24 protein-coding genes and 4 pseudogenes are annotated in these 23220 nt (G+C 59.2%); 16 read left to right on the top strand and 12 right to left on the bottom strand.

All coding sequences use genetic code 11. The annotated features are described in order from the left end of the window. The first annotated feature begins 25 nt into the window (after positions 1-25). Positions 26-231 (top strand): annotated as a pseudogene (locus P5704_016855) (IS3 family transposase). Between the two features lie 168 nt (positions 232-399). Here P5704_016855 and P5704_016850 read toward each other — a convergent pair. Then, positions 400-729, bottom strand: coding sequence for a hypothetical protein (locus P5704_016850; protein ID WOF77703.1), 330 nt, complete (start codon positions 727-729; stop codon positions 400-402). A gap of 395 nt (positions 730-1124) precedes the next feature. Here P5704_016850 and P5704_016845 point away from each other — a divergent pair, with 395 nt between their 5' ends. Further along, entirely contained in the window at positions 1125-2045 is a 921-nt protein-coding gene (locus P5704_016845; protein ID WOF77702.1) for a cation diffusion facilitator family transporter, read from the top strand. 214 nt (positions 2046-2259) lie between these two features. Here P5704_016845 and P5704_016840 read toward each other — a convergent pair whose 3' ends face one another. From P5704_016840 to P5704_016830, 3 genes are read right to left on the bottom strand one after another with little or no spacing between them, the layout of a single operon-like run. Continuing rightward, positions 2260-2721, bottom strand: coding sequence for an isoprenylcysteine carboxylmethyltransferase family protein (locus tag P5704_016840; protein ID WOF77701.1), 462 nt, complete (start codon positions 2719-2721; stop codon positions 2260-2262). 4 nt (positions 2722-2725) lie between these two features. After that, positions 2726-3406 carry a thioredoxin domain-containing protein gene (locus tag P5704_016835; protein WOF77700.1) on the bottom strand — a complete coding sequence of 227 codons (681 nt, stop codon included), beginning with the start codon at positions 3404-3406 and terminating at the stop codon, positions 2726-2728. Then, positions 3403-3837 (bottom strand): disulfide bond formation protein B, encoded by a 435-nt coding sequence (locus P5704_016830; protein WOF77699.1) that lies wholly within the window; start codon positions 3835-3837, stop codon positions 3403-3405. Before P5704_016830 ends, P5704_016835 begins: the two co-directional genes overlap by 4 nt. 209 nt (positions 3838-4046) lie before the next feature. On the opposite strand from P5704_016830, the gene P5704_016825 reads away from it, so the two are divergent. Continuing rightward, on the top strand, positions 4047-5006 hold the full coding sequence (locus P5704_016825) for an arsenic resistance protein (GenBank protein ID WOF81265.1): 960 nt from the start codon (positions 4047-4049) through the stop codon (positions 5004-5006). Between the two features lie 25 nt (positions 5007-5031). On the opposite strand, the gene tnpC is transcribed toward P5704_016825, so the two are convergent. Then, positions 5032-5394: a Tn3 family transposase post-transcriptional regulator TnpC gene (gene tnpC, locus P5704_016820; protein WOF77698.1), complete on the bottom strand. Its 363-nt coding sequence runs from the start codon at positions 5392-5394 to the stop codon at positions 5032-5034. After that, positions 5391-6551, bottom strand: a pseudogene (locus tag P5704_016815) (transposase). The gene tnpC and the pseudogene P5704_016815 overlap by 4 nt, the downstream one beginning before the upstream one ends. 321 nt (positions 6552-6872) lie before the next feature. Here P5704_016815 and P5704_016810 point away from each other — a divergent pair. Continuing rightward, the gene (locus P5704_016810) at positions 6873-7151 is read left to right on the top strand and encodes a BPSL0761 family protein (GenBank protein WOF77697.1); all 279 of its coding nucleotides are present in this window, start codon (positions 6873-6875) and stop codon (positions 7149-7151) included. A gap of 518 nt (positions 7152-7669) precedes the next feature. On the opposite strand, the gene P5704_016805 is transcribed toward P5704_016810, so the two are convergent. Beyond that, complete coding sequence (locus tag P5704_016805; GenBank protein WOF77696.1) at positions 7670-8170, bottom strand: hypothetical protein; 501 nt, start codon at positions 8168-8170, stop codon at positions 7670-7672. Between the two features lie 136 nt (positions 8171-8306). Continuing rightward, entirely contained in the window at positions 8307-8657 is a 351-nt protein-coding gene (locus tag P5704_016800; protein WOF77695.1) for a hypothetical protein, read from the bottom strand. A 109-nt stretch (positions 8658-8766) separates the two neighbouring features. On the opposite strand from P5704_016800, the gene P5704_016795 reads away from it, so the two are divergent. Continuing rightward, the gene (locus P5704_016795) at positions 8767-9267 is read left to right on the top strand and encodes a hypothetical protein (protein WOF77694.1); all 501 of its coding nucleotides are present in this window, start codon (positions 8767-8769) and stop codon (positions 9265-9267) included. Continuing rightward, the gene (locus P5704_016790) at positions 9264-10448 is read left to right on the top strand and encodes a hypothetical protein (GenBank protein ID WOF77693.1); all 1185 of its coding nucleotides are present in this window, start codon (positions 9264-9266) and stop codon (positions 10446-10448) included. The genes P5704_016795 and P5704_016790 overlap by 4 nt, the downstream gene beginning before the upstream one ends. Here the strand turns inward: P5704_016790 and P5704_016785 are convergent. From P5704_016785 to P5704_016775, 3 genes and pseudogenes are all read right to left on the bottom strand, one after another. Next, positions 10437-11465 carry an IS30-like element ISPsp7 family transposase gene (locus tag P5704_016785; protein ID WOF77692.1) on the bottom strand — a complete coding sequence of 343 codons (1029 nt, stop codon included), beginning with the start codon at positions 11463-11465 and terminating at the stop codon, positions 10437-10439. The two genes, P5704_016790 and P5704_016785, sit on opposite strands and share 12 nt — an antisense overlap. A 426-nt stretch (positions 11466-11891) precedes the next feature. Continuing rightward, a pseudogene (locus tag P5704_016780) lies at positions 11892-12086 on the bottom strand (IS5/IS1182 family transposase). Positions 12087-12171: 85 nt separating this feature from the next. Next, positions 12172-12552, bottom strand: a pseudogene (locus P5704_016775) (ATP-dependent helicase). 155 nt (positions 12553-12707) lie between these two features. Here P5704_016775 and P5704_016770 point away from each other — a divergent pair. From P5704_016770 to P5704_016750, 5 genes are all read left to right on the top strand, one after another. Next, entirely contained in the window at positions 12708-13124 is a 417-nt protein-coding gene (locus P5704_016770) for a polyribonucleotide nucleotidyltransferase (GenBank protein WOF77691.1), read from the top strand. A 25-nt stretch (positions 13125-13149) separates the two neighbouring features. Next, on the top strand, positions 13150-14040 hold the full coding sequence (locus tag P5704_016765) for a cation diffusion facilitator family transporter (GenBank protein ID WOF77690.1): 891 nt from the start codon (positions 13150-13152) through the stop codon (positions 14038-14040). Between the two features lie 872 nt (positions 14041-14912). Then, positions 14913-15392, top strand: a complete 480-nt coding sequence (locus P5704_016760; protein ID WOF77689.1) for an Lrp/AsnC family transcriptional regulator — start codon at positions 14913-14915, stop codon at positions 15390-15392. Positions 15393-15557: 165 nt separating this feature from the next. Beyond that, complete coding sequence (locus tag P5704_016755; GenBank protein ID WOF77688.1) at positions 15558-15950, top strand: globin; 393 nt, start codon at positions 15558-15560, stop codon at positions 15948-15950. A 175-nt stretch (positions 15951-16125) separates the two neighbouring features. Beyond that, positions 16126-16344 carry a DUF2788 domain-containing protein gene (locus P5704_016750; protein ID WOF77687.1) on the top strand — a complete coding sequence of 73 codons (219 nt, stop codon included), beginning with the start codon at positions 16126-16128 and terminating at the stop codon, positions 16342-16344. Between the two features lie 21 nt (positions 16345-16365). Here the strand turns inward: P5704_016750 and P5704_016745 are convergent, their stop codons facing one another. Further along, positions 16366-16932: a pseudouridine synthase gene (locus tag P5704_016745; GenBank protein ID WOF77686.1), complete on the bottom strand. Its 567-nt coding sequence runs from the start codon at positions 16930-16932 to the stop codon at positions 16366-16368. Positions 16933-17295: 363 nt separating this feature from the next. On the opposite strand from P5704_016745, the gene urtA reads away from it, so the two are divergent. The 5 genes from urtA to urtE all read left to right on the top strand — a co-directional run bounded on the left by urtA (position 17296) and on the right by urtE (position 23106). Further along, complete coding sequence (gene urtA / locus P5704_016740) at positions 17296-18564, top strand: urea ABC transporter substrate-binding protein (GenBank protein WOF77685.1); 1269 nt, start codon at positions 17296-17298, stop codon at positions 18562-18564. A 176-nt stretch (positions 18565-18740) separates the two neighbouring features. Continuing rightward, positions 18741-20312 (top strand): urea ABC transporter permease subunit UrtB, encoded by a 1572-nt coding sequence (gene urtB / locus P5704_016735; GenBank protein WOF77684.1) that lies wholly within the window; start codon positions 18741-18743, stop codon positions 20310-20312. Next, complete coding sequence (gene urtC, locus P5704_016730; protein ID WOF77683.1) at positions 20309-21388, top strand: urea ABC transporter permease subunit UrtC; 1080 nt, start codon at positions 20309-20311, stop codon at positions 21386-21388. The genes urtB and urtC overlap by 4 nt, the downstream gene beginning before the upstream one ends. Then, the gene (urtD, locus tag P5704_016725; protein WOF77682.1) at positions 21385-22236 is read left to right on the top strand and encodes an urea ABC transporter ATP-binding protein UrtD; all 852 of its coding nucleotides are present in this window, start codon (positions 21385-21387) and stop codon (positions 22234-22236) included. Before urtC ends, urtD begins: the two co-directional genes overlap by 4 nt. Positions 22237-22407: 171 nt before the next feature. Next, positions 22408-23106 carry an urea ABC transporter ATP-binding subunit UrtE gene (gene urtE / locus P5704_016720; protein WOF77681.1) on the top strand — a complete coding sequence of 233 codons (699 nt, stop codon included), beginning with the start codon at positions 22408-22410 and terminating at the stop codon, positions 23104-23106. Positions 23107-23220: the final 114 nt, after the last annotated feature.

Here is a 23220-nt window from a genome sequence, read left to right as displayed (position 1 = left end):
AAGCAGCGGCTGACCTGCCCCGGGCGGCAGCACGGGCGATAGCTACGAAAACGCCCTGGCTGGAACGATCAGCGGGCTTTACAAGGCCGAGCTGACACCTTCAATCATGGACGAACCGCGAGGCCGTTGAGATGGCGACCCTGACGTGGATGCGTTGTACGCCACCAGCGTCTGTTCAGCTCAATCGGATATGCTCTTGCGAACGCTAATAACAGACAGATCAGGCGATAGCGGCCTGACTTAACGAAACGGCCTATAAAGGCCGGGGCGATTCGCTGGTAGCGATGTTGCGGGCAAGTGATGGACACAAAAAAGCGCCCCGAAGGGCGCTTAGAGTACAACTGCTTCCAACGGTGCTTGGAAGCTGCCGGCGGCGGATATCGTTCAGATATTAAGCGGTTAGTCAGCTTTGGTTTCTTTCTTAATTTCCGTGTTGTTCTGATCTTGGCGAATATCATTAACCTTCAACTCGTTTGCTTTTTTTTCGGCGGATTCGGTTCCGTGAATTCGCTTTTGATCTGCTCGGAATTTTTCATTAAATTTCATTGAACGGTCGTATCCATCTCCTGCATAAGACGATGCGGAGCCGAAAATTACCAAACCAACAACAATAGCTTTCAACAGATTCATAGGGCAGTCCTCGCTAAATTCAAAGGTGGCTTGCTGAGCTTTCTCGGTGAGCTCTACAGGTTCGAATGAATTTTGCCTGACTGAAGCTAACAGCAGCATGAGCCAAGCATTACATTATTGAAATGTAATGCTTCCATTGTGGAGTGACATGAGCGCCTTGCTTCGTCATTGCAGCAACAAGGCGCACCAATCTGCAAGGGGCTTGAGCCTACGACAAAATTGATTGGAAGATTACATTTTTGTCATCTTCAGATCATGGCACCGCATAATCCATATCATTAGCGAGCAACGTCGTTTATCGTTTGAGAGAGATCGACCTGTTGTCGGCGAGTTAAAGACGATAACGCACGAACTCGCTCGAGGGTGGTCGCATTTTCTGTCAGTGTGGCTTGGAGGGCCAGATGGTATAGGCGCTAGTATTTTTATTATCTCTTATGGGCGGTCGTTTGGCTCCCCTATTTTTCTTACGCTAGTTTTTAAGGAGCGGTAAAAATATGGCTCACGAACATAACCATAACACCGAAGCCATGGGTGATAAGCGTTTAATCGCAGCTATTGGCGTTAATACTGCACTAACTCTGGCACAAGTTGTTGGCGGGATACTTTCTGGGAGCTTATCGCTCATAGCGGATGCACTACACAACTTGAGCGATGCTGCATCACTGGTTATTGCGCTCATCGCACGTAAGATCGGCCGCAAACCGCCAGATGCTTTTAAAACCTTTGGCTACCGACGCAGTGAAACCATAGCGGCTTTGATTAACTTGGTCACGCTGATTATCGTTGGTCTCTACCTCATCTACGAAGCTATAGGTCGGTTTTTTTCCCCACAGCCCATTGAAGGATGGACAGTGGTCGTGGTGGCGGGAATAGCCTTGATTGTAGATATCGCTACGGCCTTGCTCACCTACACAATGTCTAAGAATAGCATGAATATAAAGGCGGCATTCTTGCACAACGTGTCGGATGCGTTGGCCTCCGTCGGCGTTATTATTGCCGGAACATTGATCCTCCTGTATGGCTGGTATTGGACAGATACTGTCCTGACGCTGATGATTGCTGGTTACGTGCTATGGCAGGGCTTTAGCATGCTACCTAAAACCATTCACTTGTTGATGGAGGGCGCGCCAGAAGGAGTTTCCATCGCCGACATAATCAATATCATGGAACATGTAAACGACGTTGTGAGTGTTCACCACGTACACGTATGGGAAATCGCTGAGCATACAATCGCACTGGAAGCACATGTTGTCATCAAGAAGGCTAGCCTGCCCGATATTGAACGAGTAAAGACTGATTTAAAACGAGTACTTCATGAGCAATTCAAAGTCAGCCACTCGACACTTGAAATGGAGCTAGACGGCAGTGTTTGTATCGACACCAGGCAGGCCGACAGTCATCGCAGCGAAGCATAAGCCTGCTTTGCGCTCAACGCTGTTGCTAGACAGTTATCTCGATATCAACGGAGTGAACTTGCGACATCACTCGTTGGCGCTATGTCTTCGACCAGAGACATGCTAGCGGCATGTGGCCAAAGCAGCTCGTCACGAGGAGATCAGGCTAGGTCGTGGCACCTTCGGCAGGCTGCCGCGACGAGCAAGCCCCGCCAGTCGCTACCGCCGCGGACGCTCAGAGCCAGCGGCGGACTCGTGCACGGTAGCGGGCAAATGATTCGCCGAACAATGTTTCCAGCGCCCACTCTTCGGCTGGGATCTGGAAACGGTTCATGTACAGCACGAAAGCAACTACGCCAAGCAGGGTTAGAGGCGAGGCCAAGACCAGCGCCCAAGCCGCCAGGATAATGGCAAAGCCTAAGTACATGGGGTTGCGGCTGTACCGGTAGATGCCAGCCTCCACTAATGCAGAAGCCTGCTGCGGCTGCAATGGATTAACCGTAGTACGCGCGCGGCGAAACGACAGGACGCCGGCGAGGCACACGCCGAGCCCCAGGAGCAGTATTGGCAAAGCGAAGGTCAGGCGCGCGGTCCATGCCAGTTCGAAACCCGGCAATTTGGTTCCCGACAAACCCATCAGCACAGCGATCAGGCCGGCCACGAGCAGCGGTGGCACGCGGTTTTCCAGCGCGCTCATAGTGTCATTCTCGTGCCTTGGCCACTTCGCTGTTCACCAACTGGCGCAGCGGCTCCGGGCCAAACTCGCTGAGCGCACGACCATTGACAAAAAAAGTCGGCGTGCCACGAACCCCAACGGCTTTAACGTCCTGCATGTCCGTTTCCAGCACGGCGTTGACGCCAGGCGTATGCATGTCCTGGCGGGCCTGTTCCAAGTTCAAACCGACGCGCTCTGCAGCAGCCCATGCCTGCGTTACCTTGGGGTCGTCGTGCCAACCGGGTTGGGCTTCCAGCACAGCCCCCAACACTTGTTCATGGAGATTTTGCTTACGCGCCGCCTCCAGCATTCGCGCCACCTCTTCGGAGCCTTGATGGAACAGTACATAGCGCAGCACCAAACGCACGTCTTCCGGGTTCTCGGCGAGGATCTGCTTCACATAGGGGTGGAAGGCGCGGCATGCCTCGCAGGAAGGGTCAAAGAATTCGACGATGGTCACTGGCGCTTGCGCCGGGCCGAACACTGGTGAGTGGAAGCGAACCAACTGGCCGCCGTTCTGTTTGGGTTGTGTCGCGGTCTCTTGGGTTGTCGAACCGGGAGCCTGGGCCTGTTGAGGCGATTGCGAGGGGGAATAGAAGAATGCGGCGGCAGCAAAGACGGCCAGGATCACGACACTGACGATCAGGACCACGGAACGGCGATTCATGGGGTGGTTCTCCGACGGATGATTATGAGCAGGATGGCGATAAGGATAAAAGCGAACAAGGCGAGTGCCGGCAGGGGCACCACGCCGAAGAGGGTCATTCCGGCGCCTGAGCAGGATGGACCAGTGGCCGTGCAGGGCTGGATCGGCTGTGGAATCAGCCCTGCATAGAGCAGCGTGTGAACAAATGCCAGTGCCGCACCGATAGCGGTCAGCGGCAGGGCATAGTGCCAGACGGTGAAATCCGAGCGGTAGCAGGCGATGGCCAGGATCACCGCCAGCGGAAACATGAAGGCACGCTGGAACCAGCACAACACGCAGGGTGCCTGGCCCATCACCTCACCAATGAACAGCGCGGACAGGGTCGATACCAGTGCGACCAGCCAGGTTAGCAGCAGCAGGTTCCAGGGCATGCCTGAAGGTTGAGGATTCATTGCGGTTAACTCCTGGCGATGGCGAGCACTTGCCTCAGACCCGCCATCCAGTTATTTCGAAACATCATGCATCCTCTTATCGGCAGGACTTGTTAGGACCGTTGCGGACTTCGCCCAACGGCAAAGCGAAAAGCAACCAGCCTCAACGCTGGGTTAAATCCGATGCCAGTGGGAGAATGTCGCCCTTGCGCAACAAGGGAAGATATCAGATGTCGCGGGACTGGCTGGAAGAACACCAGATAGCATTTTATTTCGCGGCGGTGGTGGCCGCTGCCATTGCAGGCCTGAGCTCTGCGCAATTCACCGGACTGACGGCCATGGCCATCACACCGGCGATTGCCGTGCTGATGTATGCCATGTTTCTGCAGATTCCTTTTTTGGAGCTGCGAGAAGCTTTTGCCAACCGCCGCTTCGTCGGTGCCTTGTTGCTGGCCAACTTCCTATTGGTGCCATTGATGGTGTGGCTGGTGACGTGGCCGCTCTCATCGAACAAGGCCTTGTTGGTCGGCGCGCTGCTTGTCCTGCTGACGCCTTGTATCGATTACGTGGTGGTCTTCACCCACCTGGGCAAAGGGGACTCTCGTCTGGTGCTCGCGGCGACGCCATTGCTGCTGTTGCTCCAGCTTCTGCTGCTGCCCCTCTACTTGCGGCTAATCCTTGGCCCCGAAGCCGGCACAGTGATCGAGCTGTGGCCCTTCGCAGAAGCCTTCCTGTTACTGATCGTCCTACCCTTGGTAGCGGCTGTGCTCACCGAATTTGGCGGACGCCGATCTCTGCTGCTTCGCGCATGGAGCGCAGGTTGGGCCTGGCTGCCAGTGCCTGCAATGGCCCTGGTTCTAATCGTGGTGGTGGGTTCGCAGATCGCGGCTGTCGTGTACCAACTCGACATCCTGGCGCCGTTGCTTCCGGTATACGGAGCGTTTCTACTACTCGCTCCGGCCCTCGGCGTACTCAGCTCCCGGCTATTTGGCTTGGAGGCTTCTGCCGCACGGGCAGTGGCCTTTAGCTCAGGCACTCGCAACTCGCTTGTAGTGCTTCCCCTGGCCCTAGCGCTCCCGGAGTCCATTCGCGGGCTGGCTGCGGCGGCTGTGATCACTCAGACACTCGTAGAATTGATTGGTGAGTTGATCTACTTAAGGGCGATTCCAGCCATGATCAAAAACCGCTGAGCCTGGTCGAAATCGGCGAGAGCGCTCATGCCTCGTGCTGTGGAGCAAGATTGATCAGCGGCGCAATGATGAGCTGAGCAGTGCGAGCCCAGGAAACCAGCGCCTCAAGATCCGTCTGCAGAGATTCGGCTTCTGCCCAGATACAAGCACTCTCGGCAGGCACCGTAAGGGCGATGCCCTCAATTATCGTCAGAGCCATCGCATGCAATCTCAGCAGCTCGTCGCGAATGGCGGTGGTTCCGCCCAGTTGCAGCAAGCAGGCGTCCAATCGATCAACCAGCCGGAGCAGTTGAGAGGCGTCGAAGCCGTCGCGTAGGTTTTCCAACGCCACCGCATCGACTTCGCCGTACGGTGTAACGCGAAAGGCTGCGGGAGGAACATTGATCATGTCGTTTTCTCGGTATCTAGCTGGCGAGGTGTGATCACCCGCAGCGAGCCGGCAGCTTGTTGGAACACCGAGTCCTTAATCCAGGGCTCCGGTGGCCGGTTGAGCTTTAGGTTGAATTCGCCGAAGCGTTTGACGTTGCTGGTCAGGTAGGGGCTGAGGAAGGACACATCCTCGTCGGTGAACTGCCAACCCTCTCGGGCCAATTTCTGCAGGATGCGCATCATATCTACAGTGTTCTGCAGGATCACCGATGAGGCCACCATGTCGTTGTAGCGCAGACGTTTTTGCTGTTCGTCCGGATCGTTCTCGGCAATCACGTCGCCACCGAACGAAAGCCACTTCGAGAAACCATTGTAGGACTCGATTTTGTTGGTGTTGGCGGTAACTTCCTGGCGCAGCTCGCGGCTGCCGATCCAGTTGAGCAGGAAGATCGTGCGGATCACGCTGCCCAGTGCCTGGGCCGCATGGTAGAGCTTGTTGCGCCGACTATAGGAGCCGAGTTTTCGCAGCAGCATAGGCGAGGAGATTTTGCCGGCCTGGATGGACAGCGCGACCTGCATCAGATCTTGCCAGTGAGTTTCGATCAAGTGCCAGTCGGCAGTGTCGGTGAACAGGCGGTTGATATGCTTGTACGACGCGCCGCGATCCGGCCGGCACATCACCAGGTCACGCCAGTTGCGGATACGTGGCATCAAGTTGATGCCCAGCAGATGGGTGAAGGCAAAGACTGTCGCCGATTGCCCCTGAGTATCTGAATACACAGTGTCTGCCTCGACACTGAGATCAGCCTTAAGCAGCCCCTCAATTACGTAAATCGCCTCCCAGATGCCTGGTGGGATGAAGTGCTGGAACACAGCGATGTAGTTGTTGGCCACGTGCCGATAGGCCACGGCACCCATCTTGCGGTAGCGGAAATGATAGCCGGCCAGCAGGTTGTCATCATAGAAGTCGAACTGCGTGCCGTCCGCTGCCACCGCCTTGCCATCGCCCCAGAGCTTAGGCAGATCAAGCTGCAAATAGAGTTCCACCAGCTCGCGGTTAGCCTTGTCCAGCTTCTCCAGTGAAAGGTGGCGGCGATTCGTATAGGACAGCATGTGTGGCGTGACATTACCGGCCAGATGCCGCGCAGCCTGGTTGGGACCGAGATTGCAGCCCATGGTGCTGCACAACGAGCCCTGGCCACGCAGTTTCTCGGCCGCTCTGCTCACATAGGTTGCTAACCAGCGCACTTGAAGCTTCGTCGACCATGGCTGCACCACGATGAGTGATATGCCCCCAGGCCTGGCCGCACCGTTACTCTGCCACCTTCGAATGCTGTTTTGCGGGCAATAGCGGTGCGGAGCGGATCACAGGAGACTGATGATTGAGGCTCCACCCTTTTTGGCAGATCAAGCTTCATACAGTAAAATGCCCCCACGGGCCGTGGGACATGTTGACGGGAAGCCGTCTCCCCCTGCGGACATTTCAGGAGCAATGCCATGACGATGGCCCATGAGCGCACCCGTAGCGTTGTGCAAACACGGGACTTCCTACAGGAACTGGCCAGGGACACGAGCCTTCCTGAAAGCGTACGGTACCAAGCAAAAAATCTACTACGGCATTACCCGACAGCGGAGACCATCTCGTTGGCTGGGCGAGCGGAAGAGCGATCCAAGCAGGAACTTTCCCTATTGGCCGACAAGCATGGACCTCTACATCCGGTGTTAGTCAGCTGGCTGTTAAATGATCCGATGTTTTCTGATCACGGAACTAGCTGAGCCAGACCAGGTGGGTGCACTGGTACAACACTGGTACAACACTGGTACAACACTGGTACAACAATGAGCGCCTGCTGAGTTCAATCGGGTATATCCCGCCTGCGGAGGCTGAGGCAAACTTCTACCGGCAACAAGCTGGTGTGGCCATTGCGGCCTGACTTAAACGAAACGGCCTCCACAAAAGCCGGGACGATTCAGCACTCCGCTGGAGGATGCCTTTCATTCCCGCTCCATACTTCGCACGTCAACACTAATAGCCTCTAAAACTCCCTTTAAATCGGCTCCCAGCTCGGGCCGCACGAGCCGTATGTAGGCTGCTATTGCCTCGTTCATTAGTAACCGGGATACGTACCCTTTCACGACCACCAAGCGAATCATCACGCCACTGGCTCTCGTGCAGTTGCTTTACGTTGACCGTGGTGAGCTTGTGAGGGCTAGCGGCGCTCACCTGCCCATATAAACAACGTGATGAAGCTCTCGTTTTTGACAAGAATTATGAATTTTAGTGCATTTAGTAATTAATGGAACTCATCGAAGATTACGAGCTGCGGATAGGCGGCCTGATTCTCTTCGGTGTCCGCCAAGGTAACCGTGACCCCGTCGACCAGGCGCACCCGCCGACCCCGCCAATGCCACCAGGAGGCAGCACCTTCGGCGATGATCCCCCCGGTTTGGCGTGCCAGCGCCGAGATCATTGACTGCGGCAGACGCGAGCGCGCCTTGCAGTACCCACCGGAATCCGTACTGCCCGGCTTGAGCCCACCGATCACCCGCTTGACCATGGCGTCGTTGACCGCCGCTTGGCAGCTGCCGTCAGCCGACAACACCTGGGCGAGAAACATCGACAAGGTTTCCGCCGGCGGAAACAACCGCTCGCGGTGCTCCGGTAGCAACGCCCCAACACGGTCGAACAGCTTTGGGCTGGTCAGCAGATTGAACAGGAAATAGCTGTCCGCGTTGCTTGCATAGTGGCGTACACGCTGTTGTTGCCCCGTTGTTGGGCGGTGGCTAGGATGCATGTGGGCTGGCTCCTCGGGTGGTTGCTGTGGATTTCGCAACCTCCAGCCTACTATCCGGGGCGGCCAGCCCTCTACTTTCCCATAAAAATCAATGGCTTGGGTTTAATTCAGTGCCATTCGGCTATACGACGTTTTCTTAGTCCGCGGTCTCGTCGCTCAGATCGAGGTTCCAGTCGCCAACCGTGATCACGCCAGCAATTAGCATCGGGTCATACTGATTAGGGCCGAGATGGATCTGATAGCCATGCTTCTTTAGCAAGGTCACCGAGCGCGAGTTGATCGCACCATCAATGTGGCAGCAGTACTCGCGCACGTAACGCCAGGCGAGATCAACAGCCTGTTGAGTGTGAGTAGGCAGATCGGCGTATACGTCAGGATGATTAATCGCATCCCCTTCGTTGTCGCCGTAGGGACGCTGTACGTGGCGTAGCGCCTCTAGCGCGTTGACGACGTCTCGAATGGTCAGCGGGTGGTAGTAGTTGAACATGTGATTTTTCCTTCTGAAATTCCGAACCCTGTCAGGGGCTATCGCGATGCGATGGGAAGCAGGCTATGGTGACTCTGCATTTTCTAGGTACCGGAAAGGGCGAGAATCGATGAAGGACGCAACAGGCCTCGGCTGGGCAAGGATTCCAACCTACGCAGAAACCATAGACGCACTAGCAAGTGGATTCGGCCTGATAGAAGCGAACGAGCAAAAATTGACGTTCCAGCGCTCGTGGCATGGAAGACAGTCTCGTTTTGGTCCCAATGCAACCAAACCGTGGCGAAGTGCCAACCAAGGTCGAATCGGCGAGTTGCTAATGCTCTTGTCTGGCGACGATCAAAATATTGCCGACGAGCTTTCTGAGTTCCTGGACACTGCAGAGACTCTCCTGTCATTTATTCGCTCAAGGGCTGTTTTCACCAGAACGTCATACCGAACTGGTTTGGGAGCATTTTTATCAATAATTGCATTCCCCCAACTGGCACTATTTTTATGCCATATCCGTGCGCGCCTTCCAGAATCAACACCTCTATATTACCTCTTCGACCTACTTCCCGATATTCATATGACGGAATATGACTGCGCAAAAAAAACACCCGCAACGCAGTGAGACAACAGCTTGACAAAATAACCGAGGCAAACACTGCGGACTTCAGGAGTTCGCTAAATAAGATCACAACAAAATCTGACATCAAGTTAAAAACAATAGAAGATAAAATTGGTAAACTGAACCAAAATTTCAGCAGTCGCGATTGCAAAGAAGAACTACCTGATAAAGTCAAAAATGTTCGCGCCGCCTATATAGCCGGGACCGCAATTCAAAGATTCATTGGCCATTTATCCAACGGCACACCAGACATTCACTCTGCCAGCCTCCTTGGAATCCTTAAGTATTACATTAACGAGTTCACCAACCAAGCCCAGAAAAAAACTCAAGACAATTTCCATCAGTCTCACATAATCTTGCATCATGACATGATAGGAAGTTCAAACTGTTTCCCCGAGCCAGATCTCGACACATCGATTATGGAAATCTTTAATTGTTATGAGAGATTTGTAGCCACCAGGACTATTGAAGAGTGCGCACCTCTAGCATATGCACTAGAGATTATCGACAGAGCGGCCTCGGATACCACCCCAGTCAGAGAAGCTATCGCCCTTCTTGAGCAAGACGAAGATTTCGAGATTTTCAAGCCAGTACACCATTATCTAAAGGCACGCCTTCAGATAATTGAGGGCGACAATACGAGTGCGCTGCTGAATCTTAAGGACATACTGAACTGCAGCAAGAAGCAACAGCTAGGTGAAATTGCAGTTATTGCAGCAAGTTATGCCATTACCTTGGAATTGAAGAAACCCGGGAGATGGATAAATAACAGCCTAGATCCATTTATAATTTGTTTAGCTCAAAATAAACAGCAAAACGTATCAATTGAAATCCCCATGCCAACCCCATTTTGGACATTCTCTAAGAACCCGCAGGTGACAGATTCGACCAAGCTTGTTTTTGAAGCCATCTCGCTAATCAACTCAATAACACTGCAAAACGCCACCAGCACCACTGACGAACTTTGCAACCCCTTATCAAAACTTGAAAAGCACCTCTCCAAGCTTCTTAAAATACACAGAAAACTTTGCCAGAGCGTAGCCTTTGACGAAGAATCAATAAAAACAGCCACCTCGACAACCTTTAACAATAGCCTTAAATCAAAATCAATTCTACGGACCCATCACGCAAAACCATACGAAGGGCGGTTGCAGGAGCTGAGTGCAACACGGTTATTGAATTGAAACCGGAGCATCATGCCGCATTGCCATGGCATTTTGCATGACCTCTCCCATCACCTCGATGGGGCATTTGAAGTCGAAGCGCTTGCGCGGTCGCATGTTCAGTTGCAGCGCAATGGCGTCCAGCTCCTCCTGGCTATGTACCGACAGGTCTGTGCCCTTGGGCAAGTACTGGCGAATCAGGCCGTTGATGTTTTCGTTGCTGCCGCGCTGCCAGGGGCTGTGCGGGTCGCAGAAGTAGATCGCCACGCCGGTTCTTTGGGTGATCTCGGCGTGTCGCGCCATCTCCCGGCCCTGGTCGTAAGTCATGCTCTTGCGCATCTCCAGCGGCATGCTATTGAGCGCGGCGCTGAAGCCTTCCAGCGCCGAAGTCGCCGTCGCGTCGTTCATCTTCACCAACATCAGGTAGCCACTGGTGCGTTCCACCAGCGTACCGACGGACGAGGCGTTGGCCTTACCCTTGATGAGGTCGCCTTCCCAATGCCCCGGCATCAGCCTGTCTTCAATCTCCGGCGGGCGCACATGAATACTGACCATCTCGGGGATCTGGCCGCGCCGATCCACGCCACCAGAGCGCGGCCGGCGCGTCGTCTTGCCTTGGCGCAGACAGATGATCAGCTCCTTACGCAGCTCACCCACTGGCAGGGCATAGATCGCGTTGTAGATCGTCTCGCGACAGACGTAGGCATCTCGCAGGTTGGGTATGTTCATGCTGCGCAGCTTGCCGGCAATCTGCTCGGGAGACAAACGCTCACGCAGCATATGGGTCACCAGTTCGAAGCGCTCGCTACCCGGCAACAGTTTTCGCATCGGTCGACAAACCTGGCGGCGGGCCTGCATTTGCTGCTGGGCCAGGCGGGCCGAGTAGCCACCGCAAGCACCTCGGTTACGGCGCAGCTCACGGCTGATGGTCGAAGGGGATCGGTTGATCAAGCAGGCAATCCTGCGCAGGCTGAAGCCTTGGGTACGACCGATTTGAATGGTGGCGCGCTCTTCAACGCTGAGTTCGGTATAAGACATAGGGGCAGCACCGTACCGGAAAGGTCAGGTGTTGCACTCAGTTTTTGCCGCCGCCAAGTTATTAAAGATCTATATTTCTATATCAATGAATTCTTTGGTCAAGCGGAGATAGAAATTCATGAAAAACTGAATCCCGCAATACTTGAATACCTCAATCTTCCACCTCAACTCCAGCTAACCATTCTAAAGACTTTAGACGAGGACGCTTTTCGCTCAGACTCAAACAAGGCAGGCAATAATCAAATCTGATAGATAAGACTTTGGCTCGCCCGATCTACGCGCGAACCCAGGCCAAAGGAATATTCGCGGTTCAAGAAGCCCAGAGCCCAGAGCCCTGGTCACTTACTGAGCAAGTTGAGAAGCTCACGTCGGACGGGAAGCTTCTGATCACCCTGATCAACCTCGTGTAGCAGCCGGACTGGACTGTTTGTAGAGGACACTGTGCTTGTCGTGTCGCTGGTAGGTATTGCGCCGGGCTGAGATATTCAAGATCACCTGGCACCTCGCATGTTCGTTGCGCTTCTAGACCCCGATGTAGGTGGCATCTGTACACACTACGGTTTCCTCGCCATACAGAAGTTTGCCGGCCTGGGTGTCATTGGCCACGCTGGCCGCCGTAAGCGTCCAGAGGCGGGAGAGAGCCCAGGGAGGAAGGGCAGGATGATTTTGACAAGAAATGCCACTATTTCGGTGCAAATGGCAAAACGTGGAATTCGTCGAAGATCACCAGGCCGACGCCTTCCAGCGCCGGATCGTCCTGCAACCGCCGCGCGAGAATGCCCTCGGTGACCACCTCGATGCGGGTGCGCGGCCCGACCTTGCTGTCCAGGCGAATGCGGTAGCCGACGGTTTCGCCGACCCGCTCGCCCAGTTCGCTGGCCAGCCGCTCCGCCGCTGCACGGGCAGCCAACCGGCGCGGCTCCAGCATGATGATGGTCTGCCCCGCCAGCCAGGCTTCGCCGAGCAGCGCCAGCGGCACGCGGGTGGTCTTGCCGGCACCGGGCGGCGCCTCGAGCACGGCTTCGTCGCGCTGCTGCAGAGCCTGGCGCAACGCCGGCAGGGCTTCGTCGATGGGTAGGCTGATCATGTCGGCTCCGATTGCGGCGGCCGATTATATCGAGGCGACCGCATCGATAGCGGACCGGCGAGTTTTTGCGAACAGCGGCGCGGCCCGGGCGGTCTGATGTCGAGAAAACATCATCGAGCCCTTGTATAGTTGCGCCACTTTTCCAGGAGGTCCTTATGCGTACTCGTAACCGAATCATCGGCGGCGTGTTGGCCGCTTCCCTGTTCACCCAGCTGACCGCCTGCGGCACGCTGTTCTATCCCGATCGCCGCGGGCAGATCGAAGGCCGCATCGACCCGGCCATCGCCGCGCTCAATGCGGTCGGTCTGCTGTTCTACGTCATTCCCGGTCTGATCGCCTTCGGCATCGACTTCGCCACCGGCGCGATCTACCTGCCCGATAACGAGTACTCCATGGCCCCGGAAAAACTGCAGGAAGCCATTGGCGCCGACGGCCAGATCGATCAGACCCGCCTGAAAGCCATCATCGAGAAGGAAATCGGCCGCAGCCTGCCGCTGGACGATCCGCGTCTGATCCAGCACAACGGCAGCGTCGAGCAGCTGGCAGCCTTCGGTCTGCGCCCCGCAGCCTGATGACCCGCGCAGATAACGACCAGCGATGAGCATCAATCGCGACCACGCCCAGCTCATGCGCCGGGCCACCGCTGCGGCATTAGCGACGGCCATCGTGCTGGCGCTGAGCAAGGCGGTGGCCTGGTGGCTGAGCGGCTCGGTGAGCCTGCTCGCCGGCCTCACCGACTCGCTGCTCGACGGCGCCGCGTCGCTGCTCAACCTGCTGGCGGTGCACTACTCGCTGCGTCCGGCCGACGACGATCATCGCTACGGCCACGGCAAGGCCGAGGCGCTGGCAGGGCTCGGGCAAGCGGCGTTCATCTGCGTCAGCGCGATCCTCGTCGGCGTGCAGGGCATCGACCGCCTGCTGCACCCGCAACCGCTGGGCGCGCAGGGCATGGGCATCGCGGTGATGGTCTTCTCGCTGCTGATGACCGCCATCCTGCTGAGCTACCAGCACCACGTGGTCAAGCTCACCGGCTCCACCGCGATCCGCGCCGACTCGCTGCATTACCGCTCCGACCTCTTGCTCAATACCAGCATTCTGCTCGCGCTGGTGCTGGCCAGCTTCGGCTGGGAGCGAGTGGACGCGCTGTTCGGCATCGGTATCGCGCTGTACATCTTCTGGAGCGCGATCACCATCGTCCGTGAGGCCGGCGCGGTGCTGATGGATACCGAGCTATCCGCGGAGATCAGCGAGCAGATGCAGAAGCTGGTCTGCGAAGTGCCCGGCGTGCATGGCTGCCATGACTTCCGCACACGGGTGTCCGGGACGCGCTGGTTCGTGCAGCTGCACCTGGAGCTGCCAGGTGAACTGCCGCTGTCACAGGCGCATGATCTGTGCGTGGCGGTGGAGAACGCGATTCACGATCGCTATCCGAATGCGGAGGTGCTGGTGCATGCCGATCCGCTTGAGGTAGCGCCGCCGAGGCGGTGATTGGATGCCATTTTCCGAGCCGATTTTGGCGTTGTCTGATGGCTTGGTTTCGCCCTGCTGGGCGAGTCACTTTTTCCAAACGCCGAAAAAGTAACCAAAAACGCTTTGCCCCTGCATACGGGTCTCGCTGCGCTCGACTTCCCTCATTTCACCGCGGCTCCGAGGGTCGCCGCGCAAGGGCCATCCATGGCCCTTCACGGCTATCGCGGCATCCATGCCGCTCTCCCCTCTGCGCCGAGATTCCATTCGGCCTCCTGAAGGGGGCGTTCGGCGGCGTCTGGTAGCTCGTTTCGTCAGCAAACAAGCAAAGCGTGTTTGTTTTTACGAACTTTCAAACAACTCGGACCCGATCCCCCTCTCAGGAGGCCGAGCGTAGGCGCTACGCAAGGGACTGCCGAGCGAGGTGCGATGGGACATGGATGTTAAGGTGGCCTTCTCTTTGGTCACTGTCTCTTGGCCCGGACGGCGTTTCCGCAGACAAAAGAAACTGACTCGCCCAGCAGTGGCGAACGAAGCCATCAGCCAGCTCGACGACCGGATTTGGCTTGACATCCAAACCACCGCCACGCCCACAACGAAAAAGACCACGCCTGGGCGTGGTCTCTTCGATTCGTCGGGCCGATGATAACGGCTTCTTCGCACGGTGCCTCGTGAGCACCGGGGGCCCGGACCGTCGGTCTTGGTAAGACCTTCGGTGGTCATGGCGGGGATCCTGTGCCGTGACCGTTTCTGCCGGGGGCTGAAGTTGGAATAAAGCTTACGCCTCGAAACGCGGCACAGGATTGCGAAGATTGCTTAATTGGTTGCTACTTGCGCAACATAGCTCCAGCAACCCATCATCCTGCGCAACAACTTTTCAAAAGAAGCCAGCCATGAGCAAAATCGATCGCTACGACCTGCGCATCCTCGCCGAATTGCAGCACGACGCCCGCATCTCCAACCAGGAACTGGCCGAACGCATCGGCCTGTCACCCTCGCCCTGCTCCCGCCGGGTCAAACAGCTGGAAGACGATGGCTACATTGCCCGCCAGGTCGCCCTGCTCGACCGCAAGAAGCTCGGCCTGACCCTTACCGCCTACGTGCTTATCGGCATGGACCGGCACACACCGGAGCGCTTCGAGCACTTCGAAGGCGTGATCGGCAAATGCCCGGAGGTGCTCGAATGCAGTCTGGTCACGGGGATGGACGCCGACTACCAACTCAAGGTCGTGGTGCCCGACATGGAGCATTACCAGCAGTTTCTGCTCGGCACCCTGACGCGCATCGAAGGCGTCTCCAGCGTGCGTTCCAGCTTCGTATTGCGCCAGGTGTCATCGAGTACGGAGCTGCCGCTGGAGCATTTGCGCAGCTGAGACATGGCTCACAGCTTTCGCCCCACACTTCGCAGGGTTGCTGCCTATAATCCGCCCCCTTCTGCACCGCCTCGCATACGGATGATCCCGGCCGGGGGGCGGATCGTCCATCGCCTGCTCACCGGCGGGCCTCGCTGCAAAATGCCCTCGTGCAAGGGAATGCCCATGAAAGACACCAACCGCGTCATGCAGAGCTACGGCCGCTGCTGCGCCAGTCCCGACTTCTTCGATGACTTCTATGCGTCCTTCCTCGCCAGCTCGCCTGCGATCCGGGAGAAGTTCGTGCGCACCGACATGACCGCGCAGAAACAGCTGCTGCGCGCCGGCATTCTCAATCTGGTGCTGTTCGCCCGCGGCATGCCGGATACCAAACTCCGCGCGCTGGGCAAAAGCCATTCACGCGAGCAGCTGAATATCCACCCGGAACTCTATGACCTGTGGATCGCGGCGCTGCTGAAAACCATCGGCCAGCACGACGGGGAGCTGCAACAGCAGGACCTGCAGGCCTGGCGCACGGTGCTGAACAAGGGCATCGATGTGATCAAGGCGGCCTACTGAATACCGGTGAGACATTTCGCCGCACCGGCGCCCGCCTCGCGCGATCCGAACGCTTTCCGAGCTCGACCGTCCAACCAGTGGTGGCACACGCGCCACTCGCTGGCGGCGTATACTGCGCCGCTTTCGCGCCCGGCCTGCCACGGGCGCATTCGTCGAAGTCAGTCAGGAGATCCCTGTGGAGCCCGAAGTTTTCGAAAAGTGGATGATGATCGTGCTCGTCGGCGGACTGATGGCCTTCATGGCGTTCATCATCTGGGACCTGGCCAAGAAGTCGAAGGCCGGTCGCCTCGGCACTGCCATCCTGTTTCTCGGTTTAGGCCTGTGTCTGTTCGCCTTTCTCGCCAAGCCGGTCATCGGTTACGTCATCGAAGTCACTCAGGGCATCCCGCACTGAGTTGAGGCGCCAGCCGGTGCACTACAGCTGCGCCGGCACCTCCCGCCACTCACCCGGCTGCAGGCCATCGAGCGCCCACGGCCCGATGCGCACCCGCACCAGACGCAGGGTCGGCAACCCGACCGCCGCCGTCATGCGTCTGACCTGGCGATTACGCCCTTCGCGGATCACCAATTCCAGCCAGCTGGTCGGCACGCTCTTGCGAAAGCGCACCGGCGGGTTGCGCGGCCATAGCTCGGGCTCGTCCAGCTGCCGCGCTTCGGCGGGCAGGGTCAGGCCGTCATTGAGCTGGACGCCATCGCGCAAGCGCTGCAGCTGCTCGGCGCTGACCTCACCCTCCACCTGGCACCAGTAGGTCTTCGGCAGCTTGTGCTTGGGGTCGGCGATGCGCGCCTGCAACTGACCGTCGTTGGTCAAGAGCAGCAGCCCCTCGCTGTCGCGATCCAGCCGGCCAGCCGGATAGACGCCCGGCACCTGCACGTAATCCTTCAGCGTCGCGCGGCCATCGGCATCGTTGAATTGCGTCAGCACGTCGAACGGCTTGTTCAGCAACAACAGGCGTGGCTCGGCCGGCGGTGCCTTGGCCACGCGCCGCGGCGCGGATGGGCGCGCGGTTCGTGCAGGCGGACGCGAGGATGGAGGACGCGGTGGACGGGGCATGGCGACGGGTCTCGATACGGGCCGGCCATGCTAGAAGTGACACCCGGCAGCTGCAAGTGGCGGAGCCACTCGGCGCGGCACTGAAATCGGGCAAAGCGGCCTCCCGCGGTGCACCACTGGCCTTCGCGTGCACCAGCATGGCTCACAGCGAAAGCAGCCCGATCAACCCCAGATCGGCGCAAAGCTGCGTCGCAGAAGGCTTTGCGCCATTTGGCACGGATGCTGCCCTTGCTCCTGGCGTTCCGATGTTTTCAGCCCACAGTTGCGCACGGACAGCCAAGGAGCCCCACAATGAAACGCCGTCCTCTGATCAAGACCACCCTCGCCGCCAGTGCCCTGATGCTCAGCGGCCTGTTCCCGTTCACCCTGCAGGCCGCCGAGACCATCAAGGTCGGCATCCTGCATTCGCTGTCCGGCACCATGGCCATCTCCGAGACCTCGCTCAAGGACATGGCGCTGATGACCATCGACGAGATCAACGCCAAGGGCGGCGTGCTCGGCAAGCAGCTCGAGCCGGTGGTGGTCGACCCAGCCTCCAACTGGCCGCTGTTCGCCGAAAAGGGCCGCCAGCTGCTGACGCAGGACAAGGTGGCGGTGACCTTCGGTTGCTGGACCTCGGTATCGCGCAAGTCGGTACTGCCGGTCTATGAAGAACTCGACGGCCTGCTGTTCTACCCGGTGCAGTACGAGGGCGAAGAGCTGTCGCCGAACGTCTTCTACACCGGCGCGGCGCCAAACCAGCAGGCCATCCCGGCGGTCGAGTACCTGATGAGCGAAGACGGCGGCGGCGCCGAGCGCTTCTTCCTGCTCGGCACCGACTACGTCTACCCGCGCACCACCAACAAGATCCTGCGCGCCTTCCTGATCAGCAAGGGCGTGCCGGAATCGAGCATCGAAGAGGTCTACACCCCCTTCGGTCACAGCGATTACCAGACCATCGTCGCCAACATCAAGAAGTTCTCCGCCGGCGGCAAGACCGCTGTGGTGTCGACCATCAACGGCGACTCCAACGTGCCCTTCTACAAGGAGCTGGCCAACCAGGGCCTGGAAGCCACTGACGTTCCGGTCGTCGCCTTCTCGGTCGGTGAGGAAGAACTGCGCGGCATCGACACCAAGCCGCTCGTTGGTCACCTGGCCGCCTGGAACTACTTCCAGTCGGTTGAAAACCCGGTCAACGAAGCCTTCGTCAGCAAGTGGAAAGCCTACGCCAAGGCCCAGAACCTGCCTGGCGCCGACAAGGCCGTGACCAACGACCCGATGGAAGCCACCTACGTCGGTATCCACATGTGGGCGCAGGCGGTTGAGAAAGCCGGCACCACCGACGTCGGCAAGGTGCGCGACGCCCTCGCTGGCCAGACCTTCGAGGCGCCAAGCGGCTACACCCTGACCATGGACGAGAAGAACCACCACCTGCACAAGCCGGTGATGATCGGTGAAGTCCAGGACGACGGTCAGTTCTCGGTGGTCTGGGAAACCGAAAGCCCGGTCCGCGCGCAGCCGTGGAGCCCCTACATCCCGGGCAACGACAAGAAGCCGGATTACGCGGTGAAGTCGAACTAACCGCTGCGGTCGCCGCGGTGGATGGATGACGCGCCAACTCCGCGTCCCGATCCACCCTGCGATCACTCGGCTTTCGTTGGGCGGATCGAGACGCGTAGTCGAGACGATCTCATCCGCCCACCCACCGCCGCCAGCTCCGCCAAGAGAGCACACGGCGCCCCCTGGGGAATGCACAGATGAACACTGCCCTGCACCGATTATTGCTGCTGCTCATGCTCGCCCTGCCCTGGGCGGCACAGGCCGGAGACGCAGCCGACTACGCCAAGGCCAGCCCGGCCAAACAGGCCAAGCTGCTGGAAAGTTGGGCCGCCGTGCCCGCGCCTGAGCGCCTGCCGTTGATCGAAGCGCTGCGCGCCAGCCGCGTGGGGATCGACCAGAACAAGACGCCCTTCATCGAGGAAAACGGGGCCTACCGTGCCCTCGAAGGCGACGCCGAGCCGGTCGGCACGCCGAAGAAGCTGCGCCTGAACAACCGCCTGCGCGGTCTGCTCAACACCGCGCTGGCCAGCCACCAGCTGTTCGCCGAAGACCCCGCGCAGCGCCTCGCTGCGGCCAAGCGCCTGCAGCGCAGCGGCAAGCCGGAACAGCTCGAACTGCTCCAGCAGCGCCTGGACGTAGAGGAAGATGCTGCCGTCAGCGAAGCGCTGACCCTGGCGCTAGCCAACCTGCAGCTGACCGCGAGCGACCCGGCCGTGCGCCTCGCCGCCGTGCGGTTGCTTGGCGAAACCGGTGCTCCGCTGGCGCGGGTAAGGCTGGAAAACCTGCTGGCCGATGAAGCGGAAACCGATACCGCCGTGCGCAAGGCCGCCGAGACCAGCCTGGCGCAGGTCAAACGCAAGCTCCTGATCGGTGAACTGCTCGGCCAGGCCTTCAGCGGTCTGTCGCTGGGTTCGATCCTGCTGCTCGCCGCCCTCGGGCTGGCGATCACCTTCGGCCTGCTCGGCGTGATCAACATGGCTCACGGCGAGATGCTCATGCTCGGTGCCTACACCACCTACATGGTGCAAGTACTGATGGCGCGTCTCGCCCCTGAAGCGCTGGCGTTCTACCCACTGGTGGCGCTGCCGGTAGCCTTTTTCGTCACCGCCGCGATCGGCATGGCGCTGGAACGCACGGTTATTCGCCACCTCTACGGCCGCCCGCTGGAAACTCTGCTGGCGACCTGGGGCATCAGCCTGATCCTGATCCAGCTGGTGCGCGTGCTGTTCGGCGCGCAGAACGTCGAAGTCGCCAACCCCGGCTGGCTCTCCGGCGGCCTGCAGGTATTGCCGAACCTGGTGCTGCCGTACAACCGCATGGTGATCATCGGCTTCGCGCTGTTCGTGGTGCTCCTGACCTGGCTCTTGCTGAACAAGACACGTCTGGGCCTGAACGTGCGCGCGGTCACGCAGAACCGCAACATGGCCGCGTGCTGCGGCGTGCCCACTGGGCGCATCGACATGATGGCCTTCGGGCTGGGCTCCGGTATCGCCGGCCTCGGTGGTGTTGCACTTAGCCAGATCGGCAACGTCGGCCCGGATCTCGGCCAGAGCTACATCATCGACTCCTTCCTGGTGGTGGTGCTCGGCGGTGTCGGCCAGCTGGCCGGCAGCATCTTCGCCGCCTTCGGCCTGGGCATCGCCAACAAGATCCTCGAACCGCAGATCGGTGCCGTGCTGGGCAAAATCCTCATCCTCGCGCTGATCATCCTCTTCATCCAGAAGCGTCCCCAGGGACTATTCGCTCTCAAGGGGAGGGTCATCGATTGAACCAGCCACTCACCCTCACCGCCGCACAGAAAGCCGGGCCGAAGCTCACCGTCGTCGCCCTCGGTATCGCTTTGGTCGTTTTGCTGGCCATGCCGCTGCTGCACCTGCTGCCGGCCGAGCATGCCCTGCACGTCTCGGCCTACACCCTGACCCTGGTGGGCAAGATCCTCTGCTACGCCATCGTCGCCCTGGCGCTGGATCTGGTCTGGGGTTACGCGGGGCTCTTGTCCCTCGGCCACGGCCTGTTCTTCGCCCTCGGCGGTTACGCCATGGGCATGTACCTGATGCGGCAGAGCGCCGGTGACGGCCTGCCGGCGTTCATGAGCTTCCTCGCCTGGAACGAACTGCCCTGGTACTGGTACGGCACGTCGAGCTTCCTCTGGGCCATGTGCCTGGTGGTGCTGGTGCCCGGCGTGCTGGCCTTCGTCTTCGGCTTCTTCGCCTTCCGCTCGCGGATCAAGGGCGTGTACTTCTCGATCATGACCCAGGCGCTGACCTTCGCCGGCATGCTCCTGTTCTTCCGCAACGAGACCGGCTTCGGCGGCAACAACGGCTTCACCGATTTCAAGACCATTCTCGGCTTCTCGATCTCGGCTCCGGCAACCCGCGCCACGCTGTTCCTGGCCACCGTCGCCCTGCTGGTTGGCAGCCTGCTCCTTGGATGGCGGCTGGCACGTAGCAAGTTCGGCCGGGTGCTCACAGCGCTGCGTGATGCCGAGAACCGGCTGATGTTCTGCGGCTACGATCCGCGCGGTTACAAGCTGTTCATCTGGACGCTGTCAGCCGTGCTCTGCGGTCTGGCCGGCGCGCTCTATGTGCCGCAAGTCGGCATCATCAACCCCAGCGAGATGGCGCCAACGCAATCCATCGAAGCCGCCGTCTGGGTCGCCCTCGGCGGACGCGGCACGCTGATCGGCCCGCTGCTCGGCGCCGGCATCGTCAACGGCATGAAGAGCTGGTTCACCGTGGCCTTCCCCGAATACTGGCTGTTCGCCCTCGGCGCACTGTTCATCGTCGTCACCCTGTACCTGCCCAAGGGCGTCATCGGCCTTATCAAGCGGAGGGGCGAAGAATGAAAACCGTACCCTGCAGCGCCGTCATCGACGGCTTCGACCCCACCGGCGGCGGCCTGACCCGCGATGCCATCGGCCTTGGCCGGGTCGCCGAGAAGGGCCTGGACGTACGTCACGGCACCATCCTCAGCCTCGAAGACATCAACGTCAGCTTCGATGGTTTCAAGGCGCTGACCAATCTCAGCCTCTACATCGGCGTCGGTGAACTGCGCTGCATCATCGGCCCCAACGGCGCCGGCAAGACCACCATGATGGATGTCATCACCGGCAAGACGCGCCCCACCAGCGGCAGCGCGTATTTCGGCGAAACCCTGGACCTGACCCGCATGAGCGAGGTGGACATCGCCCAGGCCGGCATCGGCCGCAAGTTCCAGAAGCCCACTGTGTTCGAGGCGCTCTCGGTGTTCGAGAACCTGGAGCTGGCGCAGAAGACCGACAAGTCGGTGTGGGCCAGCCTCAGGGCCAGGCTTTCCGGCGAGCAGAAGGACCGCATCGACGAAGTGCTGGAGACCATCCGCCTCGGCCAGTCGCGTCATCGCCCAGCCGGGCTGCTGTCCCACGGGCAGAAGCAGTTCCTTGAGATCGGCATGCTCTTGATGCAGTCGCCGCAGCTCTTGCTGCTCGACGAGCCGGTAGCCGGCATGACCGACGCCGAGACCGAATTCACTGCCGAGCTGTTCAAGAGCCTGGCGCGCAAGCATTCGCTGATGGTGGTCGAGCACGACATGGGCTTCGTCGAGACCATCGCCGACCACGTCACCGTGCTGCACCAGGGCCAGGTGCTGGCCGAGGGTTCGCTGCAACAGGTGCAGGCGGATGAGCGGGTGATCGAGGTGTATCTGGGGCGGTAAGCGGCTCGCAGGGGTGAATGAGGCCGGCTTGATCCATCAATGCCATTCCACGGTGGATGGGTAAAGCGTCATCCACCCTACGCCCGCCGAGCGCCCATGCCCGCATCATCACAAACCTAATCGTAGGGTGGATAACGCCAGAGGCTTATCCACCAAGTGAAGGAGTCGCACATGCTGCAAGTCCAGCAACTGCACCAGTACTACGGCGGTAGCCATATCCTGCGCGGCCTCTCGTTCGAGGCGAAGGTCGGCGAAGTCACCTGCCTGCTCGGGCGCAACGGCGTCGGCAAGACCACCCTGCTCAAGTGCCTGATGGGCCTGATTCCGGCCAAGGAAGGCGCGGTGAACTGGGAGGGCAAGCCGATCACCGGCTTCAAGCCGCACCAGCGCGTGCACGCCGGCATCGCCTACGTGCCGCAGGGGCGCGAGATCTTCGGCCGCCTGACCGTCGAGGAAAACCTGCTGATGGGCCTGTCCCGCTTCAACGCCAAGGAAGCCAAGGAAGTACCCGAGTTCATCTACGAGCTGTTCCCGGTTTTGAAGGAAATGAAGCACCGCCGCGGCGGCGACCTCTCCGGCGGTCAGCAACAGCAGCTGGCCATCGGCCGCGCGCTGGCGAGCAAGCCGCGCCTGTTGATCCTCGACGAACCCACCGAAGGCATCCAGCCCTCGGTGATCAAGGAGATCGGCGCGGTGATCAAGAAGCTCGCGGCCCGCGGCGACATGGCGATCCTCCTGGTGGAGCAGTTCTACGACTTCGCCGCCGAACTGGCCGACCAGTACCTGGTGATGAGCCGCGGCGAGATCATCCAGCAGGGCCGCGGCGAAACCATGGAAGCCGAAGGCGTACGTGGGCTGGTCGCGATCTGACCGGCCAGCGCACCACAACAGCGCATTTGTCGCTCGACGCACCAGCCCGATGCACAAAAAGAACAACCTGAGACGCTGCCCAAGATGCGAATCCACGTCGAAAAAACGCCATAG

The sequence above is a fragment of the Pseudomonas sp. FeN3W genome (assembly GCA_030263805.2).
Taxonomy (GTDB): Bacteria; Pseudomonadota; Gammaproteobacteria; order Pseudomonadales; family Pseudomonadaceae; genus Stutzerimonas; species Stutzerimonas stutzeri_G.
This window is presented reverse-complemented; position numbering and strand designations above follow the sequence as displayed.

Coding starts and splice junctions, on each gene's coding strand:
- urtD (WOF77682.1), top strand. CDS start 21,385: ATGAAAACCGTACCCTGCAGCGCCGTCATCGACGGCTTCGACCCCACC.
- P5704_016810 (WOF77697.1), top strand. CDS start 6,873: ATGACGATGGCCCATGAGCGCACCCGTAGCGTTGTGCAAACACGGGAC.
- urtE (WOF77681.1), top strand. CDS start 22,408: ATGCTGCAAGTCCAGCAACTGCACCAGTACTACGGCGGTAGCCATATC.
- tnpC (WOF77698.1), bottom strand. CDS start 5,394: ATGATCAATGTTCCTCCCGCAGCCTTTCGCGTTACACCGTACGGCGAA.
- P5704_016825 (WOF81265.1), top strand. CDS start 4,047: ATGTCGCGGGACTGGCTGGAAGAACACCAGATAGCATTTTATTTCGCG.
- urtA (WOF77685.1), top strand. CDS start 17,296: ATGAAACGCCGTCCTCTGATCAAGACCACCCTCGCCGCCAGTGCCCTG.
- P5704_016805 (WOF77696.1), bottom strand. CDS start 8,170: ATGCATCCTAGCCACCGCCCAACAACGGGGCAACAACAGCGTGTACGC.
- P5704_016840 (WOF77701.1), bottom strand. CDS start 2,721: ATGAGCGCGCTGGAAAACCGCGTGCCACCGCTGCTCGTGGCCGGCCTG.
- P5704_016765 (WOF77690.1), top strand. CDS start 13,150: ATGAGCATCAATCGCGACCACGCCCAGCTCATGCGCCGGGCCACCGCT.
- P5704_016785 (WOF77692.1), bottom strand. CDS start 11,465: ATGTCTTATACCGAACTCAGCGTTGAAGAGCGCGCCACCATTCAAATC.
- P5704_016755 (WOF77688.1), top strand. CDS start 15,558: ATGAAAGACACCAACCGCGTCATGCAGAGCTACGGCCGCTGCTGCGCC.
- P5704_016830 (WOF77699.1), bottom strand. CDS start 3,837: ATGAATCCTCAACCTTCAGGCATGCCCTGGAACCTGCTGCTGCTAACC.
- P5704_016845 (WOF77702.1), top strand. CDS start 1,125: ATGGCTCACGAACATAACCATAACACCGAAGCCATGGGTGATAAGCGT.
- P5704_016760 (WOF77689.1), top strand. CDS start 14,913: ATGAGCAAAATCGATCGCTACGACCTGCGCATCCTCGCCGAATTGCAG.
- urtB (WOF77684.1), top strand. CDS start 18,741: ATGAACACTGCCCTGCACCGATTATTGCTGCTGCTCATGCTCGCCCTG.
- P5704_016800 (WOF77695.1), bottom strand. CDS start 8,657: ATGTTCAACTACTACCACCCGCTGACCATTCGAGACGTCGTCAACGCG.
- P5704_016835 (WOF77700.1), bottom strand. CDS start 3,406: ATGAATCGCCGTTCCGTGGTCCTGATCGTCAGTGTCGTGATCCTGGCC.
- P5704_016770 (WOF77691.1), top strand. CDS start 12,708: ATGCGTACTCGTAACCGAATCATCGGCGGCGTGTTGGCCGCTTCCCTG.
- P5704_016850 (WOF77703.1), bottom strand. CDS start 729: ATGCTGCTGTTAGCTTCAGTCAGGCAAAATTCATTCGAACCTGTAGAG.
- P5704_016795 (WOF77694.1), top strand. CDS start 8,767: ATGAAGGACGCAACAGGCCTCGGCTGGGCAAGGATTCCAACCTACGCA.